The sequence below is a fragment of the Rhizobium sp. LjRoot258 genome, assembly GCF_964254185.1.
In the GTDB taxonomy this organism is placed as follows: domain Bacteria; phylum Pseudomonadota; class Alphaproteobacteria; order Rhizobiales; family Rhizobiaceae; genus Rhizobium.
This window is the reverse complement of the sequence record NZ_CAXUST020000001.1, coordinates 184009-203084: the sequence shown is the minus strand read 5'-3', so window position 1 is coordinate 203084 and position 19076 is coordinate 184009. Positions and strand designations below refer to the sequence as shown.

Annotated in this window: 18 protein-coding genes; 8 read left to right on the top strand and 10 right to left on the bottom strand. The window is 61.4% G+C overall.

All coding sequences use genetic code 11. From position 1 onward, the window contains the following. Nucleotides 1-297: 297 nt before the first annotated feature. Together ACSQ9D_RS01010 and ACSQ9D_RS01005 are read right to left on the bottom strand one after the other, a co-directional pair. Nucleotides 298-999 carry an SDR family NAD(P)-dependent oxidoreductase gene (locus ACSQ9D_RS01010; protein WP_436280813.1) on the bottom strand — a complete coding sequence of 234 codons (702 nt, stop codon included), beginning with the start codon at nucleotides 997-999 and terminating at the stop codon, nucleotides 298-300. Between the two features lie 71 nt (nucleotides 1000-1070). Further along, entirely contained in the window at nucleotides 1071-1529 is a 459-nt protein-coding gene (locus ACSQ9D_RS01005) for an Lrp/AsnC family transcriptional regulator (RefSeq protein ID WP_436280812.1), read from the bottom strand. Nucleotides 1530-1650: 121 nt separating this feature from the next. On the opposite strand from ACSQ9D_RS01005, the gene ACSQ9D_RS01000 reads away from it, so the two are divergent. After that, on the top strand, nucleotides 1651-2934 hold the full coding sequence (locus ACSQ9D_RS01000; protein WP_037114470.1) for a cystathionine gamma-synthase family protein: 1284 nt from the start codon (nucleotides 1651-1653) through the stop codon (nucleotides 2932-2934). A 13-nt stretch (nucleotides 2935-2947) separates the two neighbouring features. Here the strand turns inward: ACSQ9D_RS01000 and ACSQ9D_RS00995 are convergent, their stop codons facing one another. Continuing rightward, on the bottom strand, nucleotides 2948-3319 hold the full coding sequence (locus ACSQ9D_RS00995; RefSeq protein ID WP_037114472.1) for a hypothetical protein: 372 nt from the start codon (nucleotides 3317-3319) through the stop codon (nucleotides 2948-2950). A gap of 222 nt (nucleotides 3320-3541) precedes the next feature. Beyond that, entirely contained in the window at nucleotides 3542-4015 is a 474-nt protein-coding gene (locus ACSQ9D_RS00990) for a VOC family protein (protein ID WP_436280811.1), read from the bottom strand. A gap of 206 nt (nucleotides 4016-4221) precedes the next feature. Here ACSQ9D_RS00990 and ACSQ9D_RS00985 point away from each other — a divergent pair, with 206 nt between their 5' ends. The 3 genes from ACSQ9D_RS00985 to ACSQ9D_RS00975 are packed head-to-tail and all read left to right on the top strand — an operon-like array spanning nucleotide 4222 to nucleotide 9490. Then, the gene (locus ACSQ9D_RS00985) at nucleotides 4222-6018 is read left to right on the top strand and encodes an acyl-CoA dehydrogenase C-terminal domain-containing protein (RefSeq protein WP_436280810.1); all 1797 of its coding nucleotides are present in this window, start codon (nucleotides 4222-4224) and stop codon (nucleotides 6016-6018) included. Between the two features lie 37 nt (nucleotides 6019-6055). After that, nucleotides 6056-7264: an acetyl-CoA C-acetyltransferase gene (locus tag ACSQ9D_RS00980; RefSeq protein ID WP_436280809.1), complete on the top strand. Its 1209-nt coding sequence runs from the start codon at nucleotides 6056-6058 to the stop codon at nucleotides 7262-7264. Between the two features lie 12 nt (nucleotides 7265-7276). Then, a complete protein-coding gene (locus tag ACSQ9D_RS00975; RefSeq protein ID WP_436280808.1) occupies nucleotides 7277-9490 on the top strand; it encodes a 3-hydroxyacyl-CoA dehydrogenase NAD-binding domain-containing protein in 2214 nt (737 codons plus the stop codon). Nucleotides 9491-9549: 59 nt separating this feature from the next. On the opposite strand, the gene ACSQ9D_RS00970 is transcribed toward ACSQ9D_RS00975, so the two are convergent. The 3 genes from ACSQ9D_RS00970 to ACSQ9D_RS00960 all read right to left on the bottom strand — a co-directional run bounded on the left by ACSQ9D_RS00970 (nucleotide 9550) and on the right by ACSQ9D_RS00960 (nucleotide 13760). Further along, complete coding sequence (locus ACSQ9D_RS00970) at nucleotides 9550-10662, bottom strand: flavin-containing monooxygenase (protein WP_436280807.1); 1113 nt, start codon at nucleotides 10660-10662, stop codon at nucleotides 9550-9552. Nucleotides 10663-10881: 219 nt separating this feature from the next. Further along, complete coding sequence (locus ACSQ9D_RS00965) at nucleotides 10882-11901, bottom strand: DUF1254 domain-containing protein (protein WP_436280806.1); 1020 nt, start codon at nucleotides 11899-11901, stop codon at nucleotides 10882-10884. 236 nt (nucleotides 11902-12137) lie between these two features. After that, nucleotides 12138-13760, bottom strand: coding sequence for an ABC-F family ATP-binding cassette domain-containing protein (locus ACSQ9D_RS00960; RefSeq protein ID WP_024313107.1), 1623 nt, complete (start codon nucleotides 13758-13760; stop codon nucleotides 12138-12140). A gap of 302 nt (nucleotides 13761-14062) precedes the next feature. Here ACSQ9D_RS00960 and ACSQ9D_RS00955 point away from each other — a divergent pair, with 302 nt between their 5' ends. Then, nucleotides 14063-14695, top strand: coding sequence for a TerC family protein (locus ACSQ9D_RS00955; protein WP_436280805.1), 633 nt, complete (start codon nucleotides 14063-14065; stop codon nucleotides 14693-14695). A gap of 23 nt (nucleotides 14696-14718) precedes the next feature. On the opposite strand, the gene ACSQ9D_RS00950 is transcribed toward ACSQ9D_RS00955, so the two are convergent. Beyond that, a complete protein-coding gene (locus ACSQ9D_RS00950) occupies nucleotides 14719-15312 on the bottom strand; it encodes a DUF922 domain-containing Zn-dependent protease (protein WP_436280804.1) in 594 nt (197 codons plus the stop codon). A 276-nt stretch (nucleotides 15313-15588) separates the two neighbouring features. Between ACSQ9D_RS00950 and ACSQ9D_RS00945 the strand changes: the two genes are divergently transcribed. Then, nucleotides 15589-16509 carry a sulfite exporter TauE/SafE family protein gene (locus ACSQ9D_RS00945; RefSeq protein WP_436280803.1) on the top strand — a complete coding sequence of 307 codons (921 nt, stop codon included), beginning with the start codon at nucleotides 15589-15591 and terminating at the stop codon, nucleotides 16507-16509. Further along, nucleotides 16509-17315: a TIGR02186 family protein gene (locus tag ACSQ9D_RS00940; RefSeq protein WP_436280802.1), complete on the top strand. Its 807-nt coding sequence runs from the start codon at nucleotides 16509-16511 to the stop codon at nucleotides 17313-17315. The genes ACSQ9D_RS00945 and ACSQ9D_RS00940 overlap by 1 nt, the downstream gene beginning before the upstream one ends. Here the strand turns inward: ACSQ9D_RS00940 and ACSQ9D_RS00935 are convergent. Beyond that, complete coding sequence (locus ACSQ9D_RS00935; protein WP_368515571.1) at nucleotides 17243-17815, bottom strand: winged helix-turn-helix transcriptional regulator; 573 nt, start codon at nucleotides 17813-17815, stop codon at nucleotides 17243-17245. The two genes, ACSQ9D_RS00940 and ACSQ9D_RS00935, sit on opposite strands and share 73 nt — an antisense overlap. Before the next feature lie 94 nt (nucleotides 17816-17909). Between ACSQ9D_RS00935 and ACSQ9D_RS00930 the strand changes: the two genes are divergently transcribed. Next, a complete protein-coding gene (locus ACSQ9D_RS00930) occupies nucleotides 17910-18470 on the top strand; it encodes a dihydrofolate reductase family protein (protein WP_436280801.1) in 561 nt (186 codons plus the stop codon). Nucleotides 18471-18472: 2 nt separating this feature from the next. Here the strand turns inward: ACSQ9D_RS00930 and ACSQ9D_RS00925 are convergent, their stop codons facing one another. Next, nucleotides 18473-19051 carry a TetR/AcrR family transcriptional regulator gene (locus ACSQ9D_RS00925; protein ID WP_436280800.1) on the bottom strand — a complete coding sequence of 193 codons (579 nt, stop codon included), beginning with the start codon at nucleotides 19049-19051 and terminating at the stop codon, nucleotides 18473-18475. Nucleotides 19052-19076: the final 25 nt, after the last annotated feature.

Below are 19076 nucleotides of genomic sequence, written 5' to 3'. Positions count from 1 at the left end.
TGGCTTTTCCGTCAGCGCCGCATTGGGATGCGGACGAGAGCACCGTTCATGAAGGGACAATCAACTAGACTTTCCGCAACCTGTACGGCGTAGCGGCATCCCATGAAACGCGAGACTGAAAAAAGGAATGCAGGTCGCCAATGCTCAGTCGGTACCTTTCACGAAACGTGGTAAACAACCCGTTAACCGGTGTGAGATTTTTTTAACTTTTCGGGATTTTCAGCCGGTTTCCGTGCTGAAACCGGCCGACGCCGCTGCGCGTGCAACCGTAGGCGGCAACGGCATGTTAGGCCAATATCAGAACGATTCCGTCCACGGCCGCACCTCGATCTCCTGCGACCAGGCGCTCCTGTGCTGCAACAGGACATCGATGTAGCTCTGCGCAATGGCATCGGGATCGAGCGTCGAATCCGGCTTGGCCGGGTCTTCCCGACGCATCTCCGAACGGATGGCGCCGTCGATGATGAAGTGAGCGACGTGAATTCCCTTCGGCCCCAGCTCGCGGGCAGCGCTCTGGGCAAGGCCGCGAAGCGCGAACTTGCCCATGGCAAAGGCGGCGGACTGAGCATATCCCTTGATGCTCGCGGTCGCCCCGGTAAACAGGATCGCGCCACGCCCATGCGGGATCATGCGCTTTGCGGCCTGCTGGCTGACCAGGAAGCCGCCATAGGCGCTAATTGCAATTGCCTGTTCGACAGCCCCGGGGTCGAGCTCGGTCAAAGGACCGCGCAGGCGGCCACTGGCGTTATAGACGACGACCTCAGGATCACCGATGGCACTCGCGACGTCGTCAAAGAGTGCTGCGACGGAAGCCGGCTGCGCGGCATCCGTGGCAAAGGTCCTTGCACCGGTTTGGCCGGCGAGTTCGCTCAGCTTGTCGACGTTGCGCGCCGCCAGCGCGACCTTGACGCCACGCGCCGTCAGCTGGCGTGCAAGCGAAGCGCTGAGGCCAGGGCCTGCACCGACGATAAGAGCCGAGCTGTAAGGAAACTGGGTCATGCCTGTCGTCCTCCGGATCGATGTCGCCGAAACCTAAGCCGCAGAATACCCCGCAAGTTTGCCTGTGGATACTACACCCGCCGCGCCTTAATGGTGTTCATAACGAAGCTGGTCTCGATCGTATCGACGCATTTCAGCCGGGCAATCTTTTCCTTGATGAAACGCTCATAGTCCTCAAGGCCAGAACTCATCACCTTCAGCACATAGTCGCGCGCCCCGGTCACCAGATGGCATTCGAGCACCTCGTCCCATCCGCGAACAGCGCTCTCGAACATCTCAATCTCGTCCTCGTGCTGGCGGCTCAGTCGAATGGATGCCAGCGCCGTCATCGTCCAGCCGTCGACGGCTGGATCGACGAGCGTCGTGTATCCCTGGATAATCTCGGCATCCTCCAGTCGACGCAGGCGACGAAGACAGGCAGATGCGGAAAGCCCGACGCGTTCGGCGAGCTCGTTGTTCGGAAGCCGGGCATCGCCCATCAATTCCTTGAGGATTTTCCGATCCATGTCGTCAGCAATTTTCTGCGTCACAATTCCACCTTCTCCGCAATAAGTTGCTTTAGAGAGCATAGGAGCGCAGCAAATAGCAAGAACAGTCCTCGGGTTCTGATATAATTTGCGAGCATCACGCGCACCTCTTGAGGAGACGACAATGACCGCACCACACCCTTCCAAGACTCATATCGGCAACCATGCCCTGCATCCCGAAACGCAGATGCTGAACTATGGCTACGACCCGGAACTGTCGGAAGGGGCGGTGAAGCCGCCGGTGTTCCTGACATCGACATTCGTCTTCAAATCCGCCGAGGACGGTCGGGATTTCTTCGACTACGTGTCCGGCCGCAAGGAACCACCCGCCGGCAAGGGTGCGGGGCTCGTCTATTCCCGGTTCAATCATCCCAACAGCGAAATCGTCGAAGACCGGCTTGCCGTCTATGAACGTACTGAAAGCTGCGCCCTCTTCTCATCCGGCATGTCGGCAATCGCCACGACGCTGCTGGCCTTCGTGCGCCCGGGCGACGCGATCCTGCATTCCCAGCCGCTCTACGGCGGAACGGAGACGCTGCTGGCAAAGACATTCCTCAATCTCGGTGTTGCGGCTGTCGGCTTCGCCGATGGCGTCAGCGAAGCATCGGTCCAGGCTGCCGCAGAAGAAGCCATGGCCAAGGGCCGGGTGTCGGTGATCCTTGTCGAGACGCCTGCCAATCCGACAAACAGCCTCGTCGACGTCGCGATGATACGCCGCGTCGCCGATATGATCGGCAGGAAACAGGGACACACGCCCATTATCGCCTGCGACAACACGCTGCTCGGCCCGGTGTTTCAGCGGCCAATCGAACACGGCGCTGACATCTCGCTCTATTCGCTGACCAAATATGTGGGCGGCCATTCCGATCTGATCGCAGGCGCGGCCCTCGGCTCGAAGGCCGTCATGAAGCAGGTCAAGGCGCTGCGCGGTGCCATCGGCACGCAGCTTGACCCGCACTCCTGCTGGATGCTCGGCCGTTCGCTGGAAACGCTGCAGATCCGCATGGAGCGGGCCAACAACAACGCCCGCGTCGTCGCCGACTTCCTCCGCGAGCATCCCAAGGTCGCGGGGATTCACTACCTGCCCTATCACGACGCCAATTCGCCGGTCGGGCGCACCTTCGCGGCGCAGTGCAGCGGTGCGGGATCGACCTTCTCGTTCGATATCGTGGGCGGCCAACCGGCGTCCTTCAAATTCCTGAATGCCTTGCAGATCTTCAAGCTGGCGGTCAGCCTGGGCGGCACGGAATCACTCGCCAGCCATCCGGCAACGATGACGCACTCCGGCGTGCCGGCCGACGTCCGCCAGCGGATCGGCGTGCTGGAATCGACCATCCGCCTGTCAATCGGCATCGAACATCCGGACGATCTCGTCGCCGATCTGCAACAGGCGCTGGACGTGGCGTGAATTTGGCGGCGGCTCAGGCGGCCGCCGTTTCCCTCACATCGTCGAGCAGGAAATGCACGACGATGTATTTCGTCGTGTAGTGGCGGCCACTTTCGGAAACATTGTCGACGCTGCCGCCATCGGCGGGGTGCCAGCGATGGTAGTGCGGACTGGTGGTGATCAGCGTGATCGCCTTGCCCGCCATCCTGCCGTCGAGCCGGTAGCGCATTTCCGCCAGCGGCCAGATGCGCTCGTAGTCTTCCATCGGAATGCGGACCTTCAGGGCCTTGCGGCTGACCGCTTCGCTGCGCGTGCCGTCCTCATGCTCCACCGCCGGCAGTTCCAGCGTGACTTCCTCGGCTCCGTCGAGAATGGAATTGAACTCTTCCGGCCACATCCGTCTCATAAAATCGCTCCTCCCAGGCTCATTTCGTCAGTCTGCATATGAAGTCTAGCGCGTCTTCGTTCGGACGCAACCCAGATGCGACAACTGTACGACATCATCGGCCCGGCCAGTGGCCGCCCTGATCCTTCGAGGCTCCCGCGGAGCACCCCGGGATGAGGGCGGGTGATTGCAAGGATGACGGAGCGACGGCTGCGCATTGCCTTTCAGCCCGCGACCCGCATCTTAGCGATACGCTTGCTCGAGCGTCGCGATATCGAGTTTCACCATGTCTAGCATGACTTCGGTGACGCGCTTGGCGCGCTCGCGGTCCGGACCGGAAATCATCTCGATCAGCGCCCGCGGAACGATCTGCCAGGAGAGGCCCCAGCGATCCTTCAGCCAGCCGCACTGCTCTTCCACCCCGCCGTTATCGAGAAACGCGTTCCATATCCTGTCGATCTCCGCCTGCGTTTCGCATTCGACCGAGATCGAGAAGGCGTGGTTGAAGGCATCGAGTGGTCCCGCTTCCATTGCCACGAAATCCTGATCTCCGAGCTTGAAGTCGATGATCGTGACGCTGCCCGGGGGGCCGCTCGGCGTTTCGGCGGGAAGGATGGTTGTGCGCCCCATGGACGAATTCGGAATCGTCGCCACGTAGAATTCGACGGCTTCGCGCACTTCTTTCTCGAACCACAGATTCGAACTGACCTTGAGCATGGAGTGTCCTCCTCGTTGCTGCCCTGACGAAATGTTCGACAGCCCCAGGACGTTCCCGACCGGCCATTCCCGACACTGCAGTCACATTATCATCGTCACAAATTCGAGGACCGATGAAATTTGACGTTTACGCAAACGTCAATATTTTGTAAGAGACTCTCAAATGCCGGTCTGGTCCGGCGTGCCGAATTGGAGGAATTCGAACGATGCCAGTCTACAAGGCCCCGGTTAACGACACGCTCTTCGTGCTGAACGACGTGCTCGGCCTGGAACGCTACAACAATCTCCCGGGGTTTGCCGACGCGACGCCTGACATGGTCGAGGCGATCCTCGGCGAGGCAGCGAAGGTTGCAGAAGAAGTGCTCTTCCCGCTGAACTACTCCGGCGACCAAGAAGGCTGCGTGCGCCATGAGGACGGCTCGGTTTCGGTTCCAAAGGGCTTCAAGGACGGTTACGACGCCTATTGCCAGGGCGGCTGGACCGGGCTTGCCGTTCCCGAGGAATTTGGCGGCCAGGGCCTTCCATATGCACTGCATGCTGCCGTCGGCGAATATACCTCTGCCGCCAACATGTCGCTGATGATGTATCCGGGGCTAACCCAGGGTGCAATCGCCGCGATCCTTGTCCACGGCTCGGACGAGCAAAAGCAGACCTATCTGCCGAAGATGGTTTCTGGCGAATGGTCCGGCACCATGAACCTGACCGAGCCCCATTGCGGCACCGATCTCGGCCTCTTGCGCACCAAGGCCGTGCCGCAGGCGGATGGCAGCTACAAGCTATCGGGCCAGAAGATCTTCATCTCCGCCGGCGAGCACGATATGACGGACAATATCGTGCATCTGGTACTTGCGCGTATCGAAGGCGCGCCCGAGGGTACCAAGGGCATTTCGCTATTCATCGTGCCGAAGTTCATGGTCACGGCTGACGGCACGCCCGGCGAGCGCAACGCTGTCTCCTGCGGTGCGATCGAGCACAAGATGGGCATTCACGGCAACGCCACCTGCGTCATGAACTATGACGAGGCGACCGGCTTCCTCATCGGCGCCGAGAACAAGGGCCTTAGCGCCATGTTCGTGATGATGAACGAGGCGCGTCTGAGCGTCGGCCTGCAGGGACTGGCAATCTCTGAAATCGCCTATCAGAACGCGGTCAACTATGCCCGCGAGCGAATCCAGGGGCGCTCGCTCTCCGGCCCGAAGGCGCCGGACAAGAAAGCCGACCCGATCATCGTGCATCCCGACATTCGTCGCTCGCTGATGACGATCCGCGCCTTCAACGAGGCAGGCCGCGCCTTCCTGCTCTGGACGGCTCTGAAATCCGACATCGCCCACCGCTCGGCGGACGGGAAGGACCGCCAGACTGCCGATGACATTCTCGGCCTCGTCACACCGATCCTAAAGGGTGTTCTGACCGACAAGGGCTTCGACCACGCCGTCATGGCCCAGCAGGTCTTCGGCGGCCACGGCTATATCGAAGAGCACGGCATGAGCCAGTATGTGCGCGATGCCCGCATCGCCATGATCTACGAAGGCGCCAATGGCATTCAGGCGCTCGATCTCGTCGGCCGCAAGCTCGGCCAGAACGGCGGTCGCGCCGTCATGGCCCTCTTCAAGGAAATCGGTGATTTCTGCGAGGAGAACCGCAACGACGAGCAGATGACCTTCTTCACCAAGAACCTGAAGAAGGGGTTGAACGACGTGCAGGCGGCGACCATGTGGTTCATGCAGCACGCTATGGCCAAGCCGGACAATGCAGGCGCCGGTTCAACCGACTACATGCACCTCTTCGGCCTCGTGGTGCTCGGCTACATGTGGGCGAAGATGGCAAAGGCTGCCGAGGATGGCCTTGCGAACGGCGACAGCCCGCGCGAAAGCTACCTTCGCAACAAGCTCGTCACAGCCCGCTTCTTCATGGAGCGTATCATGCCGGAAACGGCCCTGCGCAAGGTCCGCATCGAGACCGGCGCAGAGACGATGATGACCTTGGCCGCCGAGGCCTTTTGAGTTCAACGGCGCCCGACGCCGATAGGGAGATAGAGGAATGACCGAGGTTTTCATTTACGACCACGTGCGCACCCCGCGCGGCCGTGGCAAGAAGGACGGCTCACTGCACGAAGTGCCGTCGGTGCGCCTTGCCGCCAAGACGCTCGAGGCGATCCGCGACCGCAACGGGCTCGATACGGCAACGGTTGACGACATCATCATGGGCTGCGTCGATCCTGTTATGGAAGCCGGCGCGGTCATCGCGCGCGGCGCGGCCTTCGAGGCCGGCTATTCCACCAAGGCGCCCGGCATGCAGATCTCGCGCTTCTGCGCATCCGGCCTCGACGCGGTGAACTTCGGCGCGGCGAAGATCGCACAGGGCGCCGACGACATCGTCATTGCCGGCGGCGTCGAAAGCATGTCTCGCGTCGGTCTCGGTATGTCGGGCGGCGCCTGGTTCATGGACCCGTCGGTGAATTTTCCGGCCTATTTCATGCCGCAGGGCGTCTCCGCCGATCTCATCGCCACCAAGTACGGCTTCTCCCGCGACGACGTCGACGCCTATGCGGTCGAAAGCCAGAAGCGGGCGGCGAATGCCTGGGAGAAGGGCTATTTCAAGAATTCCGTCATTCCGATCAAGGACCAGAACGGCCTGATGATCCTTGCTCATGACGAGCACATGCGTCCCGGCACCGACATGCAGGCGTTGGCAAGCCTCAACCCCTCCTTCCAGATGCCGGGCGAAATGGGCGGCTTCGAGGCCGTCGCGATCCAGGCTCATCCTGAGGTCGAGCGCCTCAACTACGTCCACCACGCCGGCAATTCTTCCGGCATCGTCGACGGCGCGGCCGCCGTGCTCCTTGGCTCGAAGGCGGGCGGCGAGAGCATGGGGCTGAAGCCCCGCGGTCGCATCAAGGCCGTCGCCAATATCGGCTCGGATCCGGCGCTGATGCTGACCGGCCCGGTCGACGTCACCGAAAAGCTGTTGAAACGATCGGGCATGACGCTCGCCGACATCGATCTCTTCGAGCTCAACGAAGCCTTCGCCGCGGTCGTGCTGCGCTACATGCAGGCTTTCGCCATCGCGCATGACAAGATCAACGTCAACGGCGGCGCCATCGCCATGGGCCACCCGCTCGGCGCCACCGGGGCGATGATATTGGGCACGGTGCTGGACGAACTGGAGCGCCGCGACCTCAACACCGCGCTGGTCACACTCTGCATCGGCGCCGGCATGGGCACGGCAACCGTCATCGAACGCGTCTAAGGGAGAGAGACGATGACCTACAAGAATTTCACCGTCGAAACCGACGCGGACGGCATCGCCCTTGTCACCTGGGATATGCCCGGCAAATCCATGAACGTCTTCACCGAGGAGGTGATGGACGAGCTCGATGCCATCGTCGACGCCGTGGTCGCCGACAGCGCCATCAAGGGTGCGGTCATCACCTCGGGCAAGTCGAGCTTCTCAGGTGGCGCGGACCTCTCGATGATCAAGTCGATGTTTTCCCTCTACCAGCAGGAGAAGGCCGCCAACCCCGATGGCGCCGCGCAAAAACTCTTCGATCTCGTCGGCCGCATGACCGGCCTGTTCCGCAAGATCGAAACATCGGGCAAGCCGTGGGTTTCGGCGATCAACGGCACCTGCATGGGCGGCGCTTTCGAGATGTCGCTCGCCTGCCATGGCCGCGTCGCCTCGAATGCCAAGTCGGTGAAGATCGCGCTGCCCGAGGTCAAGGTCGGCATCTTCCCGGGTGCGGGCGGCACCCAGCGCGTTTCGCGACTGGCGGATGCGCAGTCGGCCCTGCAGATGATGACGACAGGCCAGTCGCTGACGGCCGCCCGCGCCAAGGCGATGAACCTCGTCCATCAAGTGGTCGAGCCGGATCAGCTGATCCCCGCCGCCAAGCAGATGATCAAGGACGGCCTGAAGCCCGTCGCACCCTGGGACGAGAAGGGTTTCAAGGCGCCCGGCGGCGGCATCTGGACGCCGGCGGCAGCCCAGCTCTGGCCGGCCGCGCCCGCGATCTTGCGCCGCGAGACATCTGGCAACTATCCGGCGGCGCTCGCCATCCTCAAATGCGTCTATGAGGGCCTGCAGGTGCCCTTCGACACCGGTCTGAAGATCGAGCAGCGCTATTTCACCGAGATACTGCAGACCAACGAAGCTTTCTCGATGATCCGCTCGCTCTTCATCTCCATGCAGGAGCTCGGCAAAGGGGCCCGCCGCCCCACCGGCGTTGCAAAGGCGGAGCTGAAGAAGGTGGGTGTCGTCGGCGCCGGTTTCATGGGAGCCTCGATCGCCTATGTGACCGCCGCCGCCGGCATCCCCGTCACCCTCATCGATCGCGACATCGAAGCGGCGACCAAGGGCAAGGGCGTCGGCGAGGGCCTCGTGAAAGACTCAATCGGTAAGGGACGTCTTACGCAAGACGAGGGCGCGTCACTGCTTTCGCGCATCACGCCCTCCGCCGACTATGCCGACCTGAAGGACGCCGATCTCGTCATCGAAGCCGTGTTCGAGGACCGCGAGGTCAAGAAGGCCGTCATCGAGGCCGTTGAAGCGGTGTTGCCTAATGGCGCCATCTTCGCCTCCAACACCTCCACCCTGCCGATCACGGGCCTTGCCAAAAACTCCAAGCGTCCGGCCGATTTCATCGGCGTGCATTTCTTCTCGCCCGTCGAGAAGATGATGCTGACGGAAGTCATTCTCGGCAAGGAGACCGGCGACAAGGCGCTGGCCGTCGCGCTCGACTACGTTGCCGCCATCAAGAAAACGCCTGTGGTCGTCAACGACACGCGCGGCTTCTTCGTCAACCGCTGCGTCTTCCGCTATATCCACGAAGCCTATGACATGCTGATTGAGGGCGTGCCGCCCGTCATGATCGAGAATGCCGCCAAGATGGCCGGCATGCCGGTCGGTCCGCTGTCCTTGAACGACGAGGTGGCGATCGATCTCTCGCAGAAGATCCTGAAAGCCACCGTCGCGGATCTCGGCGAAGCCGCCGTCGATCCGAAGCACATGGCGCTGATCAACAAAATGGTCGACGAGTTCGATCGCCGCGGCCGCAAGAACGGCAAGGGCTTCTACGATTATCCGGCGAAACCGGCCAAGAAGTCGCTTTGGCCGGAGCTGAAGACCTTCTACCCGCAGAAGAAGGCCGAAGAGGTCGATGTCGAGGTGCTGAAGCAGCGCTTCCTCGTCACCATCGCGCTGGAAGCCGCCCGCACCATCGAGGAAGGCATCGTCACCGATCCGCGCGAAGCCGACGTCGGCTCCATCCTCGGCTTCGGCTTCGCCCCCTACACCGGCGGGGTGCTCTCCTATATCGACGGCATGGGCGTGAAGGCCTTCGTGGCGCTCTGCGATAGACTCGCGGCAGCCTATGGGGCGCACTTCAAGCCGACGGCACTGCTGAAGGACATGGCCGCCAAGGGCGAGACCTTCTACGGGCGCTTCGACCCTTACGCGAAGGAGAAGGAGGCGGCGTGAGCCGCCTCTGGGCATCACGCGGTTGCGTAGCGAGACCGGGTGGCGGCCTCGCGGAGGTGCTACCTATCGATGGAGGCCGCGATCTTCTTGGCCTCAATTCCGATTTCGCGGAGAAGGCCGGTCGGCACGGCAGTGAAGCCGCAAAAGTAGAGGCCGTCATTTGCCGGTTGAAGCTGTCCGCGGGCGGGACCGTCGGCGCCGCCAAATCGCTGCGCGAAATCGGGCAGAAGCGCATCAAGCCCCGGCCGGTAGCCGGTCGCCAGAATGATCGCGTCGAACATATCGGATCGGCCGTCGGAGAAATGCACCCGCCGATCCTCGGATGTCGAGATTGCGGGGAACACCCGGATATCCCCTGACCTGATCCGCTCGATCGTTCCGATATTGATCAGCGGCGTACGGCCCCTTTCGATGATGCCGGTCAGCGGGCCAGTTCTCGCTCCTTCCAGCCCGAACTTCCCGAGGTCCCCGAACCGCAGGCGCAGGATCGGAGCGTTCACCGCATCGACCAGGCGATAGGGAAGGAACCGCTGGGCTATGGCGATGCTTGCGCTCGTCAGTCCGAACAGTTCGAGCGGCACGACATTGACCGGGCCGCGCACGGACATCCCGACATCAAGGCCGGCCTCAGCGCATTCGAGCGCGATCTCGCCTGCCGAATTGCCGAAGCCGACGACAAGGACGCGCCTAGCCGCAAGCGTCGCGGCATTCCTGAACTCCGAGGAGTGGAGAAGCTTGCCCGCAAACAGCTCCTGTCCTTCCCAGGTCGGCCTTATCGGCGCGTTTGCGAGGCCGGTCGCGACAATGACGTTGCTCGCCTCGAAAACCCCGTGGGAGGTCTCCACGGTCCACGTCTTGTCCTTGCGGATCGTCGTCGCGCGCACGCCAAATGCGACCTCGATGTCGTTCGAAGAGCTATAGACTTCGAGATACTCGATAACCTGCAGCCGCGACGGATACTTCGGAAAATGCCGCGGCATCGGCTTTCCCGGCAAGGCCGAGTGCATCTTGTGGGTATGCAGCCGAAGGCGGTCGTAGTGGCGATGCCAGGAGGCGGCGAGCGTATGCCCTTTCTCAAGCACCAGGAACGAGCGTCCACGTGCCCGCAGCGCCGCGGCGCAGGCCAATCCTGCCGGTCCCGCCCCGATGATGATCGTCTCTGCATTCCTCATGGAGGTCTCTTGCTGGTCCGAACTACGATATGCAGCGGCCGTTTTGAAGGATATGGCCGCGCAGGACGAGACGTTCTAGGGCCGCGCCGCGCTTGTGCGAAGGAGAAGGAGAAGGAGAAGGAGAAGGAGAAGGAAGCGATGCTGCCTTTAAAACCCACCGCCCACTCGCGATTACCTCGCCACGAGCTTCCGCCATACGCTCGCAACGACCCGCCGACACTACTCGGCTTTCCGTGGCGGAGGGAACTCCCATTTTCCGTCGAGTATATCCGCCCGAGGCCGATACAGGCGAACAGTGTAGTTCCAGCCTTTGACGACGGGCAGGCAGTTTGCGACCTTCCCATCGCAGCCGCCGAATTGCACGTCGACGGAACGGTCGGCAGCCTTCGCGGCGGTGATGTTGTTGAGCGTATACGCGTTGAGCTTGTTTTTCTGGAAGTAGCCTTTTGCATTGTAGACGCTGATCGACCAGAAGCCATCCACCGGCACGTCCTTGACGGTGAGCTTGTAGACTGTCTTGCCGTCGTTCTTTTCGGGTGTCACATTGAGATAGGTTGCATCCTTTTCAGGGTTTCCTCCCCATCCCGTCGCCGTACCGATCAGATGACGCACCGGATCGACGGCTTCCTTGGTGCCGAAGGCGCCTTTGAAGTCCGGAATTGTAGCGCCCAAGATCAGAAGGGCATCGCGGACCACCTTCTGGCTTTTCTGATCCCATTTCGGCATTTCGAACTTGCCGGCTTCGGCCGGACTGATGGCTGAGGCGTCCTGCAGGGCTCGGACCTTGTTCAGATCCTCCGGATCGTTCGGATCGACCAGGGTTCTGAGCCCGACGATAATATAACGCGTCCCCGCCATGCCTCGGTCGTAGGTATAGCTTCCGGCGTCGTACTTAACGTCACCGACGACGTAGTGGTCCTCGTTTATGACCTGCATGGACCGGAAGCGTGCCCCGGCGTCGGGCAATGTGATGGTCACTGGACCGGCGTCGAGATCGATCACAGCGGCGGAATACAGCGTATCGCGATTTGAGCGGATAACACCTTGATGCTCAATGGACATCGGCTCGCGGTGGTGGGCAAACTTACCGGTCGCGCCATGTGCGTCCGCCAGTGCATTGCCGAAGTAAAGATCCGACTCGGCACGAGCAAAGTTGTCGACGGTTACCGGAACACTGCCGGTTTGTGCGTTGGCTACGCCGGCGAGCATCAACGCGACAGCAGCTATGGTCAAATTCATGGCCAATCCCCCGATTTTAGAGACATGAGGATGACGCCGAGCTTCATGCCGTGGAAGTACGTTACGGTAAATCCAGCCGCAAAAGGAGGCGCATGCGACACGGGAGCGGTAGCTGAGTTAACGTCTGAGGCGCCTTTCCGAAATGCTGATGGTGAACGAAGTCCGGGCTCCGGCGAACCCGAGCGCCCCGGGAGAGGCGCTCGCGGAGGCCGGCCACGGCATTCGACGTGATGTCGTCAGCTCCGCAGACCGGGGGCTTCCTGGCCGGTGCGCGCGACATATTCCGTATATCCGCCGCCATATTGGTGGATACCGTCGGGCGTCAGTTCCAGCACGCGGTTGGACAGAGCGGCAAGGAAATGCCGGTCGTGCGAGACGAACAGCATGGTGCCCTCGTATTGCGACAGCGCCTTGATCAGCATTTCCTTGGTATCGAGATCCAGATGGTTCGTCGGCTCGTCCAGCACCAGCAGGTTCGGCGGATCGAAGAGCATCTTGGCCATCACGAGCCGGGCTTTTTCGCCGCCGGAAAGAACGCGGCATTTCTTCTCGACATCGTCACCGGAGAAACCGAAGCATCCTGCGAGCGCCCTGAGCGGTGCCTGCCCGGCCTGGGGGAAGGAGTCCTCCAGCCATTCCAGCACAGTTCGATCTCCGTCGAGCAGATCCATAGCGTGTTGGGCGAAGTAGCCCAATTTGACGCTGGCACCGAGGGCGACGCTGCCCTGATCCGGTTCGGTGGAACCCGCCACCAGTTTCAGCAGGGTCGACTTGCCGGCGCCATTGATGCCCATGATGCACCAACGCTCCTTGCGGCGAACCATGAAGTCCAGGCCTTCATAGATCGCCCGGCTGCCGTACTTCTTGTGGACGTTCTTCAGGTTGATCACGTCTTCGCCGGACCGTGGTGCCGGCAAGAAGTCGAAGGCAACGGTCTGGCGTCGCTTCGGCGGCTCGACCCGGTCGATTTTCTCCAGCTTCTTGACGCGGCTCTGCACCTGCGAAGCGTGCGAGGCGCGCGCCTTGAAACGCTCGATGAACTTGATTTCCTTGGCCAGCATTGCCTGCTGGCGCTCGAACTGCGCCTGCTGCTGCTTCTCATTCTGCGCCCGCTGCTGCTCATAGAACCCGTAATCGCCGGAATAGCTGTTCAACGAGCCGCCGTCGATCTCGATGATCTTGCTGACGATGCGGTTCATGAACTCGCGGTCGTGCGAGGTCATCAGCAGCGCGCCGTCGTAGGTCTTCAGGAATTCTTCCAGCCAGATCAGGCTCTCGAGGTCCAGGTGGTTGCTCGGTTCGTCGAGCAGCATGACGTCCGGGCGCATCAGGAGGATGCGGGCAAGCGCCACGCGCATTTTCCACCCGCCCGAAAGCGCTCCGACGTCGCCGTCCATCATCTCCTGGGTGAAGCTGAGACCGGCCAGCACTTCACGCGCACGGCCCTCGAGTGCGTAGCCGTCCAGCTCCTCGTAGCGCGCCTGGACTTCGCCGTAGCGCTCGATGATCCGGTCCATCTCGTCGAGCTTGTCGGGATCGATCATCTCCGCTTCGAGCTCGCGCAGCTCGGCGGCGACGACGCTGACGGGGCCGGCGCCTTCCATGACCTCGGCCACCGCGCTGCGGCCCTCCATCTCGCCGACGTCCTGATTGAAGTAGCCAATGGTCACGCCCTTCTCGGCGGAGACCTGGCCTTCGTCGGCCTGCTCCTGCCCGGTGATCATGCGAAAGAGCGTCGTCTTGCCTGCGCCGTTCGGTCCGACAAGGCCAATCTTCTCGCCTCTGTTGAGCGCCGCGGAAGCCTCGATGAAGAGGATCCGGTGGCTGTTCTGCTTGCTGATATTCTCGATACGAATCATGTTTGCGTGGAGTCCGAAAGAGTTGCGGCGCCCCTCCGTCATGCGTACCGGGGCCTTTTGCGGCTCTCGCTAGCATGTTCAGAACGTCATGGCCAATCCCAGGCCATGCAAAGAATTCGATGCATCCGGAAAGCGCCCCCGACAACGGTGCATGAAGGATATTCAATCGACGGGGCGGAACATCAACAGGCTTGAGAACTTTTCCACAATGTCCTTCAGCCACTTGATAAGCAGATCAGCGATCATTTATGCGTTAACAGCGCGCCGGCAGGCGTTTCGCATATGTCAGGGATTGTCACGTCATGGAAATTTTCACTTCTGCCGGCTTGCTGGCGCTTCTGCAGGTCATCCTCATCGACCTCGTGCTTGCTGGCGACAACGCCGTCGTCATCGGTCTTGCCGCAGCGGGGCTGCCGACCGACCAACGCAAGAAGGCGATCCTCGTCGGCATTCTTGCCGCCACCGTACTGCGGATCGCGCTTGCCAGCGTCACCGTCCAGCTTCTCGAGATCATCGGCCTGCTGCTGGCCGGCGGCATCCTCCTGCTCTGGGTCTGCTGGAAGATGTGGCGCGATCTGCGCAACGGCAGCGGCAATGAAGCGGACGGAGCCGAAGGCGGCGCGGCGCCAAAGAAGACCTTCTACCAGGCGGCCAGCCAGATCGTGATCGCCGACGTGTCGATGTCGCTCGACAACGTGCTCGCCGTTGCCGGCGCGGCCCGTGAGCATCCGACGATCCTCGTCATCGGCCTGATCCTGTCGATCGCGATGATGGGTATCGCCGCGAACTTCATCGCGCGCCTGCTCAACCGCTACCACTGGATCGCTTACCTCGGTCTGGCCATCATCATCTACGTGGCGCTGAGCATGATCTATCGCGGGGCGCTTGAGGTCTGGCCGCACCTGGCCCCGGTCGCCGCCGCCGCTTTGGGCTGATCCGGCATGCGTTCGAACGGTCCTCAAGGGCCGTTCACGAGCTGCAGGATGAGGCGGCGGATATTGCCGCCCTCGCTCATCTCGGCCTTGTCGAAATCGCGGCCGCGCTGTCGCTGCCGTGCGGAGAGTTCGCCGAGCCGCTTCGTCAACTCGATCCGGATCTTCCTGCAGTCGGGATCATCGTCGGCAGACAGCCCGACGCTCGCCGCCTCGATATCCCTGACCATTTCCTTGATGTAGTCGCCATGCACCCGCTCATGCGTTTCGATGCCGGCAATGAAGGTGGCCCAGCTTGCCTGAGTGGCCGCGGAAAGCTCTACCGCAGGCTTCGGCAGCGTATAGGTGATGATCAGCTTTGGCCGCGCCACAGCCAGGACGCAGGCGTTTCCTCGGCGCTCATATTTTCTGGTCCAGGTCAGTTTGAACGTCGTATGCGCCACCGCGCGACTGCCGCCAAGCTCGGGACCTTTCTCGCCGATTGAATAGTAGAGTGCTGCGCCCGAGCTGCCGGTCACCGCATAGGTCCGCACCTGTTCAACCGGCTGCCATTCCGCCTTTGCGGCAATCGGCTGCAAGACCCAAGCAACCAATAGCCAACGAACCAATCCTGCCTTCACGCGAATCCCCCGGATATGCAGTGTCGACCCTAGTCGGCAGGTGCGTCGCGTTCAACCGCGACGGATTGAGCATAACGATGGATCCGCCGGGTCGCCCTCTAAAGGTCTGTCGTAAAACCCAAAAAAAGCCTGAATATTCGAGAGTGATCACGCTATCGAGCGGATCGCATGTCGCTTATCGAAATCCTCTGGCAACGATTTCACCGTATGATGCGCCATTCGAACAGGATGTAAGAACGCCTGCCTGTGGGGGCAGTTCATAGATCGGGGTCTGCTGTGACAATCTATCTGCCTATCGCAGAATTGTCGGTGAACATCTTCATCATTCTCGGCATGGGGGCGGCCGTCGGCTTTCTCTCCGGGATGTTCGGTGTCGGCGGCGGCTTCCTGATCACACCGCTCCTGATCTTCTACAATATCCCGCCGGTCGTGGCCGTCGCCACCGGCGCCAACCAGGTTGTTGCCTCCTCTATCTCTGGGGCCATCACTCACTTCCGGCGTGGAACGCTCGATGTGAAGCTCGGAGCCGTGCTGCTCGTCGGCGGCCTTTCCGGCGCGACCGTCGGCATATGGATCTTCTCGCTGCTGAGGCAGATCGGCCAGCTCGATCTCATCATCTCGCTGCTCTACGTCGTCTTCCTCGGCACGGTCGGCGGGCTCATGCTGCTCGAAAGCGTCAATGCCATGCGCCGCGCGGCAAAGAACGTGCCGCCAACACCACGACGACCCGGCCATCACCATTGGGTGCACAAGCTGCCGCTGAAGATGCGGTTCAAGAAGTCGAAGATCTTTCTGAGCGTGATCCCGGTCATCGCGCTCGGCTTCGGCATCGGCATCCTGACGTCAGTCATGGGCGTCGGCGGCGGTTTCATCATGGTGCCGGCGATGATCTATCTCCTGCGCATCCCGACCAACGTGGTTGTCGGTACGTCTCTGTTCCAGATCATTTTCGTGACCGCCTACACGACTGTCGTGCAGGCCGCGACCAACTTCTCGGTCGATATCGTGCTCGCCTTTATCCTGATGATCGCCGGTGTGATCGGCGCACAATATGGCGTGCGCGTCGGACAAAAGCTGCGCGGCGAGCAGCTGCGTGCGCTGCTCGGCCTTCTGGTGCTCGCCGTCGGCCTTCGCCTTGCCGTTGCGCTGGTCGTAACGCCAGCGGATGTCTACTCCGTGGTCATGGGGGCGAATTGATGTGCCGCTTCCTCGCTGCTCTGCTATTTTGCGCCACGATGCTGCCTGGTGTCGCAACCGCGCAAATGCTGCTCCCGGGCCAGGCGAGCCAAACGACGGCTGAAGGACTTGAGATCGGCACGTCCACCAGCGAGATCGCCATCACCTCGGATTTTCGCGGCGCAGACCTGACGATTTTCGGGGCCGTGACCAACACCGACAGCCTGCTGCTGGCGATTGGCCAGTATGATGTGGTGGTCGTTCTTGAGGGGCCGCGCGAAGACGCAACCGTGCGCCGGAAGGAGCGTGTGTTCGGCATCTGGATCAATACGCGCTCGATGACCTTCGAGGCGGTGCCGCACTCCTATTCCATGTCGAGTTCGCGCATGCTGGATGACATCACCACGCCGCTCGACCTTACGGACAGGGGAATCGGGATCGATCACATTCCGCTGACGCCGGTCGGCTTCGTCGGCGATGCCAGCAATCTCGGCGCGTTCCGGCAGGCCTTTCGCCGGCTGCAGGAGAACGGCGGTCTCTATGATCGCGACCCGAGCGGCGTGCGTTTCGTAAGCTCCAGCCTTTTCAAGGCAAGCCTGCGGTTGCCGGCAAACATTCCGAACGGCGTGCATACCGTGCGCGCCTATCTCTTCAAGAGCGGCAGCTTCGTCACCGAGAAGTCCGTTCCGCTGCGCGTCATCAAGACAGGGATCGAGCAGATGATTACGGACGCGGCGCACGCCCAGCCGATCGCCTATGGCTTGCTCTCCGTCTTCCTCGCGCTCGTCACGGGCTGGGGCGCCAGCGTGGTGTTCCGCAAGGATTGATCAGGCCGATTTCGGGCGACGACATCGAGATAGGCTTCGGTCAGGCGTGCGAGCACGGACGGCGTTCCAGCAGGCAGCTTCTTGCCGCAGTGCTTGGCGCGCAACTCGTCCATGAATTCCTCCCAGAGTTTTGCACCTCCGGTCTCCAGAAGCTCGGCCCGAATGGAGAGCTCCTCGGAAGCCGGAAGATGCCTGCGGCCCCAGGCACCCATATGCGCGAAGATCGGCACCAGCTGAATCGCCATTTCCGTCAGACTGTAGATTGCCTTCTGCTTGTGCGTCGGATCGTCCTCACGCGTCAGCAAGCCTCTGTCGACCAGGCGGCGCAGACGGTCGGCCAGGATATTCGACGCAATCCGCTCTTCGGAATGCTGCAGCAATTCGCGGAAGTGGCGCCGATTGCCGAACATGATGTCGCGAATGACGATCAGGCTCCAGCGATCGCCGAGCACTTCCAGCGTCAGATTGATCGGGCAGCCGGAGCGGTGAGCATCGTCCATTAGTTCCTCCAAAAAAACTGCTTGCATTTTGCCACCAGTCAATCTAGCTTTCAACCAATTGCAAATTGCAACCAGTTTCGAGGAGGACGAATCGATGAGGAAGCTTGTTGTTTGGAATCTGATGACGCTTGACGGCTATTTCGAAGGCACGAAACCGTGGGATATCGAATTTCACAATCTTGCCTGGGGTCCCGAGCTGGAGCGCTACGCCGAGCAGTTTGGCGATGAAGGCGACCTTCTCGTCTTCGGCCGCAAGACATATGAGGGTATGGCCGCCTACTGGCCGACAGCCGAGAGCGAACAGAAGATCAAGGCATACATGAACGACATCGCCAAGATTGCGGTATCAAACACGATGACGGCGGCCGACTGGAACAACACACGCGTGGTCAGCGACCCTCTCGCCGAATTGAAGAAGCTGAAGGCCGAGGCGGGCAAGACGATCTTCATTTTCGGCAGTGCGGAGCTCGCGGACTCGCTGCTGAAGGCAGGGCTGGTGGACGAGATCCGCATCTGCCTTGTGCCGGTTATCCTCGGCGGCGGCAATCCGCATTTCAAACCGGCCAGTCAGCGGCTTCCCCTGAAACTGCTCGACAGCACGACGACTGAGGGCGGCGCGGTGATCCTGCGATACGAACCGGTCAAGGCAGGCTGAAGCTACCTTCGAGGAGCGGCGGCGATGAGCGCTGCCGCCGCGTCTCCCGCCGTCTCCAGATAAGTCGAATCGCGATGAAGCAGCACGACGGTGAAGCCACCGTCGAGCAGAAGAATGACCTGGCGAGCCAGCTGCCGAGCGTCCTTCACACCCTCTTGTTCGAAAATACCGGCCAACCAGTCCTCCACGCGGCGCTTGTGCAAAGCAGCAGCCTTCATAGCCGGATGCCCCGGCATATTGGCAAGCTCGGCTGCCGTGCGAAGAAAGCCGCAGCCTCTCCACTTGGGATGCCGCGTGGATCTTGCCAACCTATCGAAGATTGCCTTGATTCTGACGGCGACGTCGCCCTCGGCCTCGCCAAACCAACGTTGAAACAATGCCAGGGTCGGCTGATCTCGCTCTTCCAGATAGGCCGCGATCAGGGCGTCCTTGCTGTCAAAGTGATAATAAAGCGTTCGTTTCGTAACCCCGGCTGCCTCGGCAACAGCGTCGACGCCGACGCTTCTGATGCCCTCGGCGTAAAAGAGCTTGGCGGCCGCAGCAACCAGACGTTCTCGGGTGTTCGATACAGATAAGGCCATAGCAGAGTGTATACCGACCAGTGAG

What these genes read in the sequence shown, in the direction of transcription:
- ACSQ9D_RS01010 (WP_436280813.1), bottom strand. Translation starts at nt 999, where the DNA reads ATGACCCAGTTTCCTTACAGCTCGGCTCTTATCGTCGGTGCAGGCCCT.
- ACSQ9D_RS01000 (WP_037114470.1), top strand. Translation starts at nt 1,651, where the DNA reads ATGACCGCACCACACCCTTCCAAGACTCATATCGGCAACCATGCCCTG.
- ACSQ9D_RS00995 (WP_037114472.1), bottom strand. Translation starts at nt 3,319, where the DNA reads ATGAGACGGATGTGGCCGGAAGAGTTCAATTCCATTCTCGACGGAGCC.
- ACSQ9D_RS00990 (WP_436280811.1), bottom strand. Translation starts at nt 4,015, where the DNA reads ATGCTCAAGGTCAGTTCGAATCTGTGGTTCGAGAAAGAAGTGCGCGAA.
- ACSQ9D_RS00985 (WP_436280810.1), top strand. Translation starts at nt 4,222, where the DNA reads ATGCCAGTCTACAAGGCCCCGGTTAACGACACGCTCTTCGTGCTGAAC.
- ACSQ9D_RS00980 (WP_436280809.1), top strand. Translation starts at nt 6,056, where the DNA reads ATGACCGAGGTTTTCATTTACGACCACGTGCGCACCCCGCGCGGCCGT.
- ACSQ9D_RS00975 (WP_436280808.1), top strand. Translation starts at nt 7,277, where the DNA reads ATGACCTACAAGAATTTCACCGTCGAAACCGACGCGGACGGCATCGCC.
- ACSQ9D_RS00970 (WP_436280807.1), bottom strand. Translation starts at nt 10,662, where the DNA reads ATGAGGAATGCAGAGACGATCATCATCGGGGCGGGACCGGCAGGATTG.
- ACSQ9D_RS00965 (WP_436280806.1), bottom strand. Translation starts at nt 11,901, where the DNA reads ATGAATTTGACCATAGCTGCTGTCGCGTTGATGCTCGCCGGCGTAGCC.
- ACSQ9D_RS00960 (WP_024313107.1), bottom strand. Translation starts at nt 13,760, where the DNA reads ATGATTCGTATCGAGAATATCAGCAAGCAGAACAGCCACCGGATCCTC.
- ACSQ9D_RS00955 (WP_436280805.1), top strand. Translation starts at nt 14,063, where the DNA reads ATGGAAATTTTCACTTCTGCCGGCTTGCTGGCGCTTCTGCAGGTCATC.
- ACSQ9D_RS00940 (WP_436280802.1), top strand. Translation starts at nt 16,509, where the DNA reads ATGTGCCGCTTCCTCGCTGCTCTGCTATTTTGCGCCACGATGCTGCCT.
- ACSQ9D_RS00935 (WP_368515571.1), bottom strand. Translation starts at nt 17,815, where the DNA reads ATGGACGATGCTCACCGCTCCGGCTGCCCGATCAATCTGACGCTGGAA.
- ACSQ9D_RS00930 (WP_436280801.1), top strand. Translation starts at nt 17,910, where the DNA reads ATGAGGAAGCTTGTTGTTTGGAATCTGATGACGCTTGACGGCTATTTC.
- ACSQ9D_RS00925 (WP_436280800.1), bottom strand. Translation starts at nt 19,051, where the DNA reads ATGGCCTTATCTGTATCGAACACCCGAGAACGTCTGGTTGCTGCGGCC.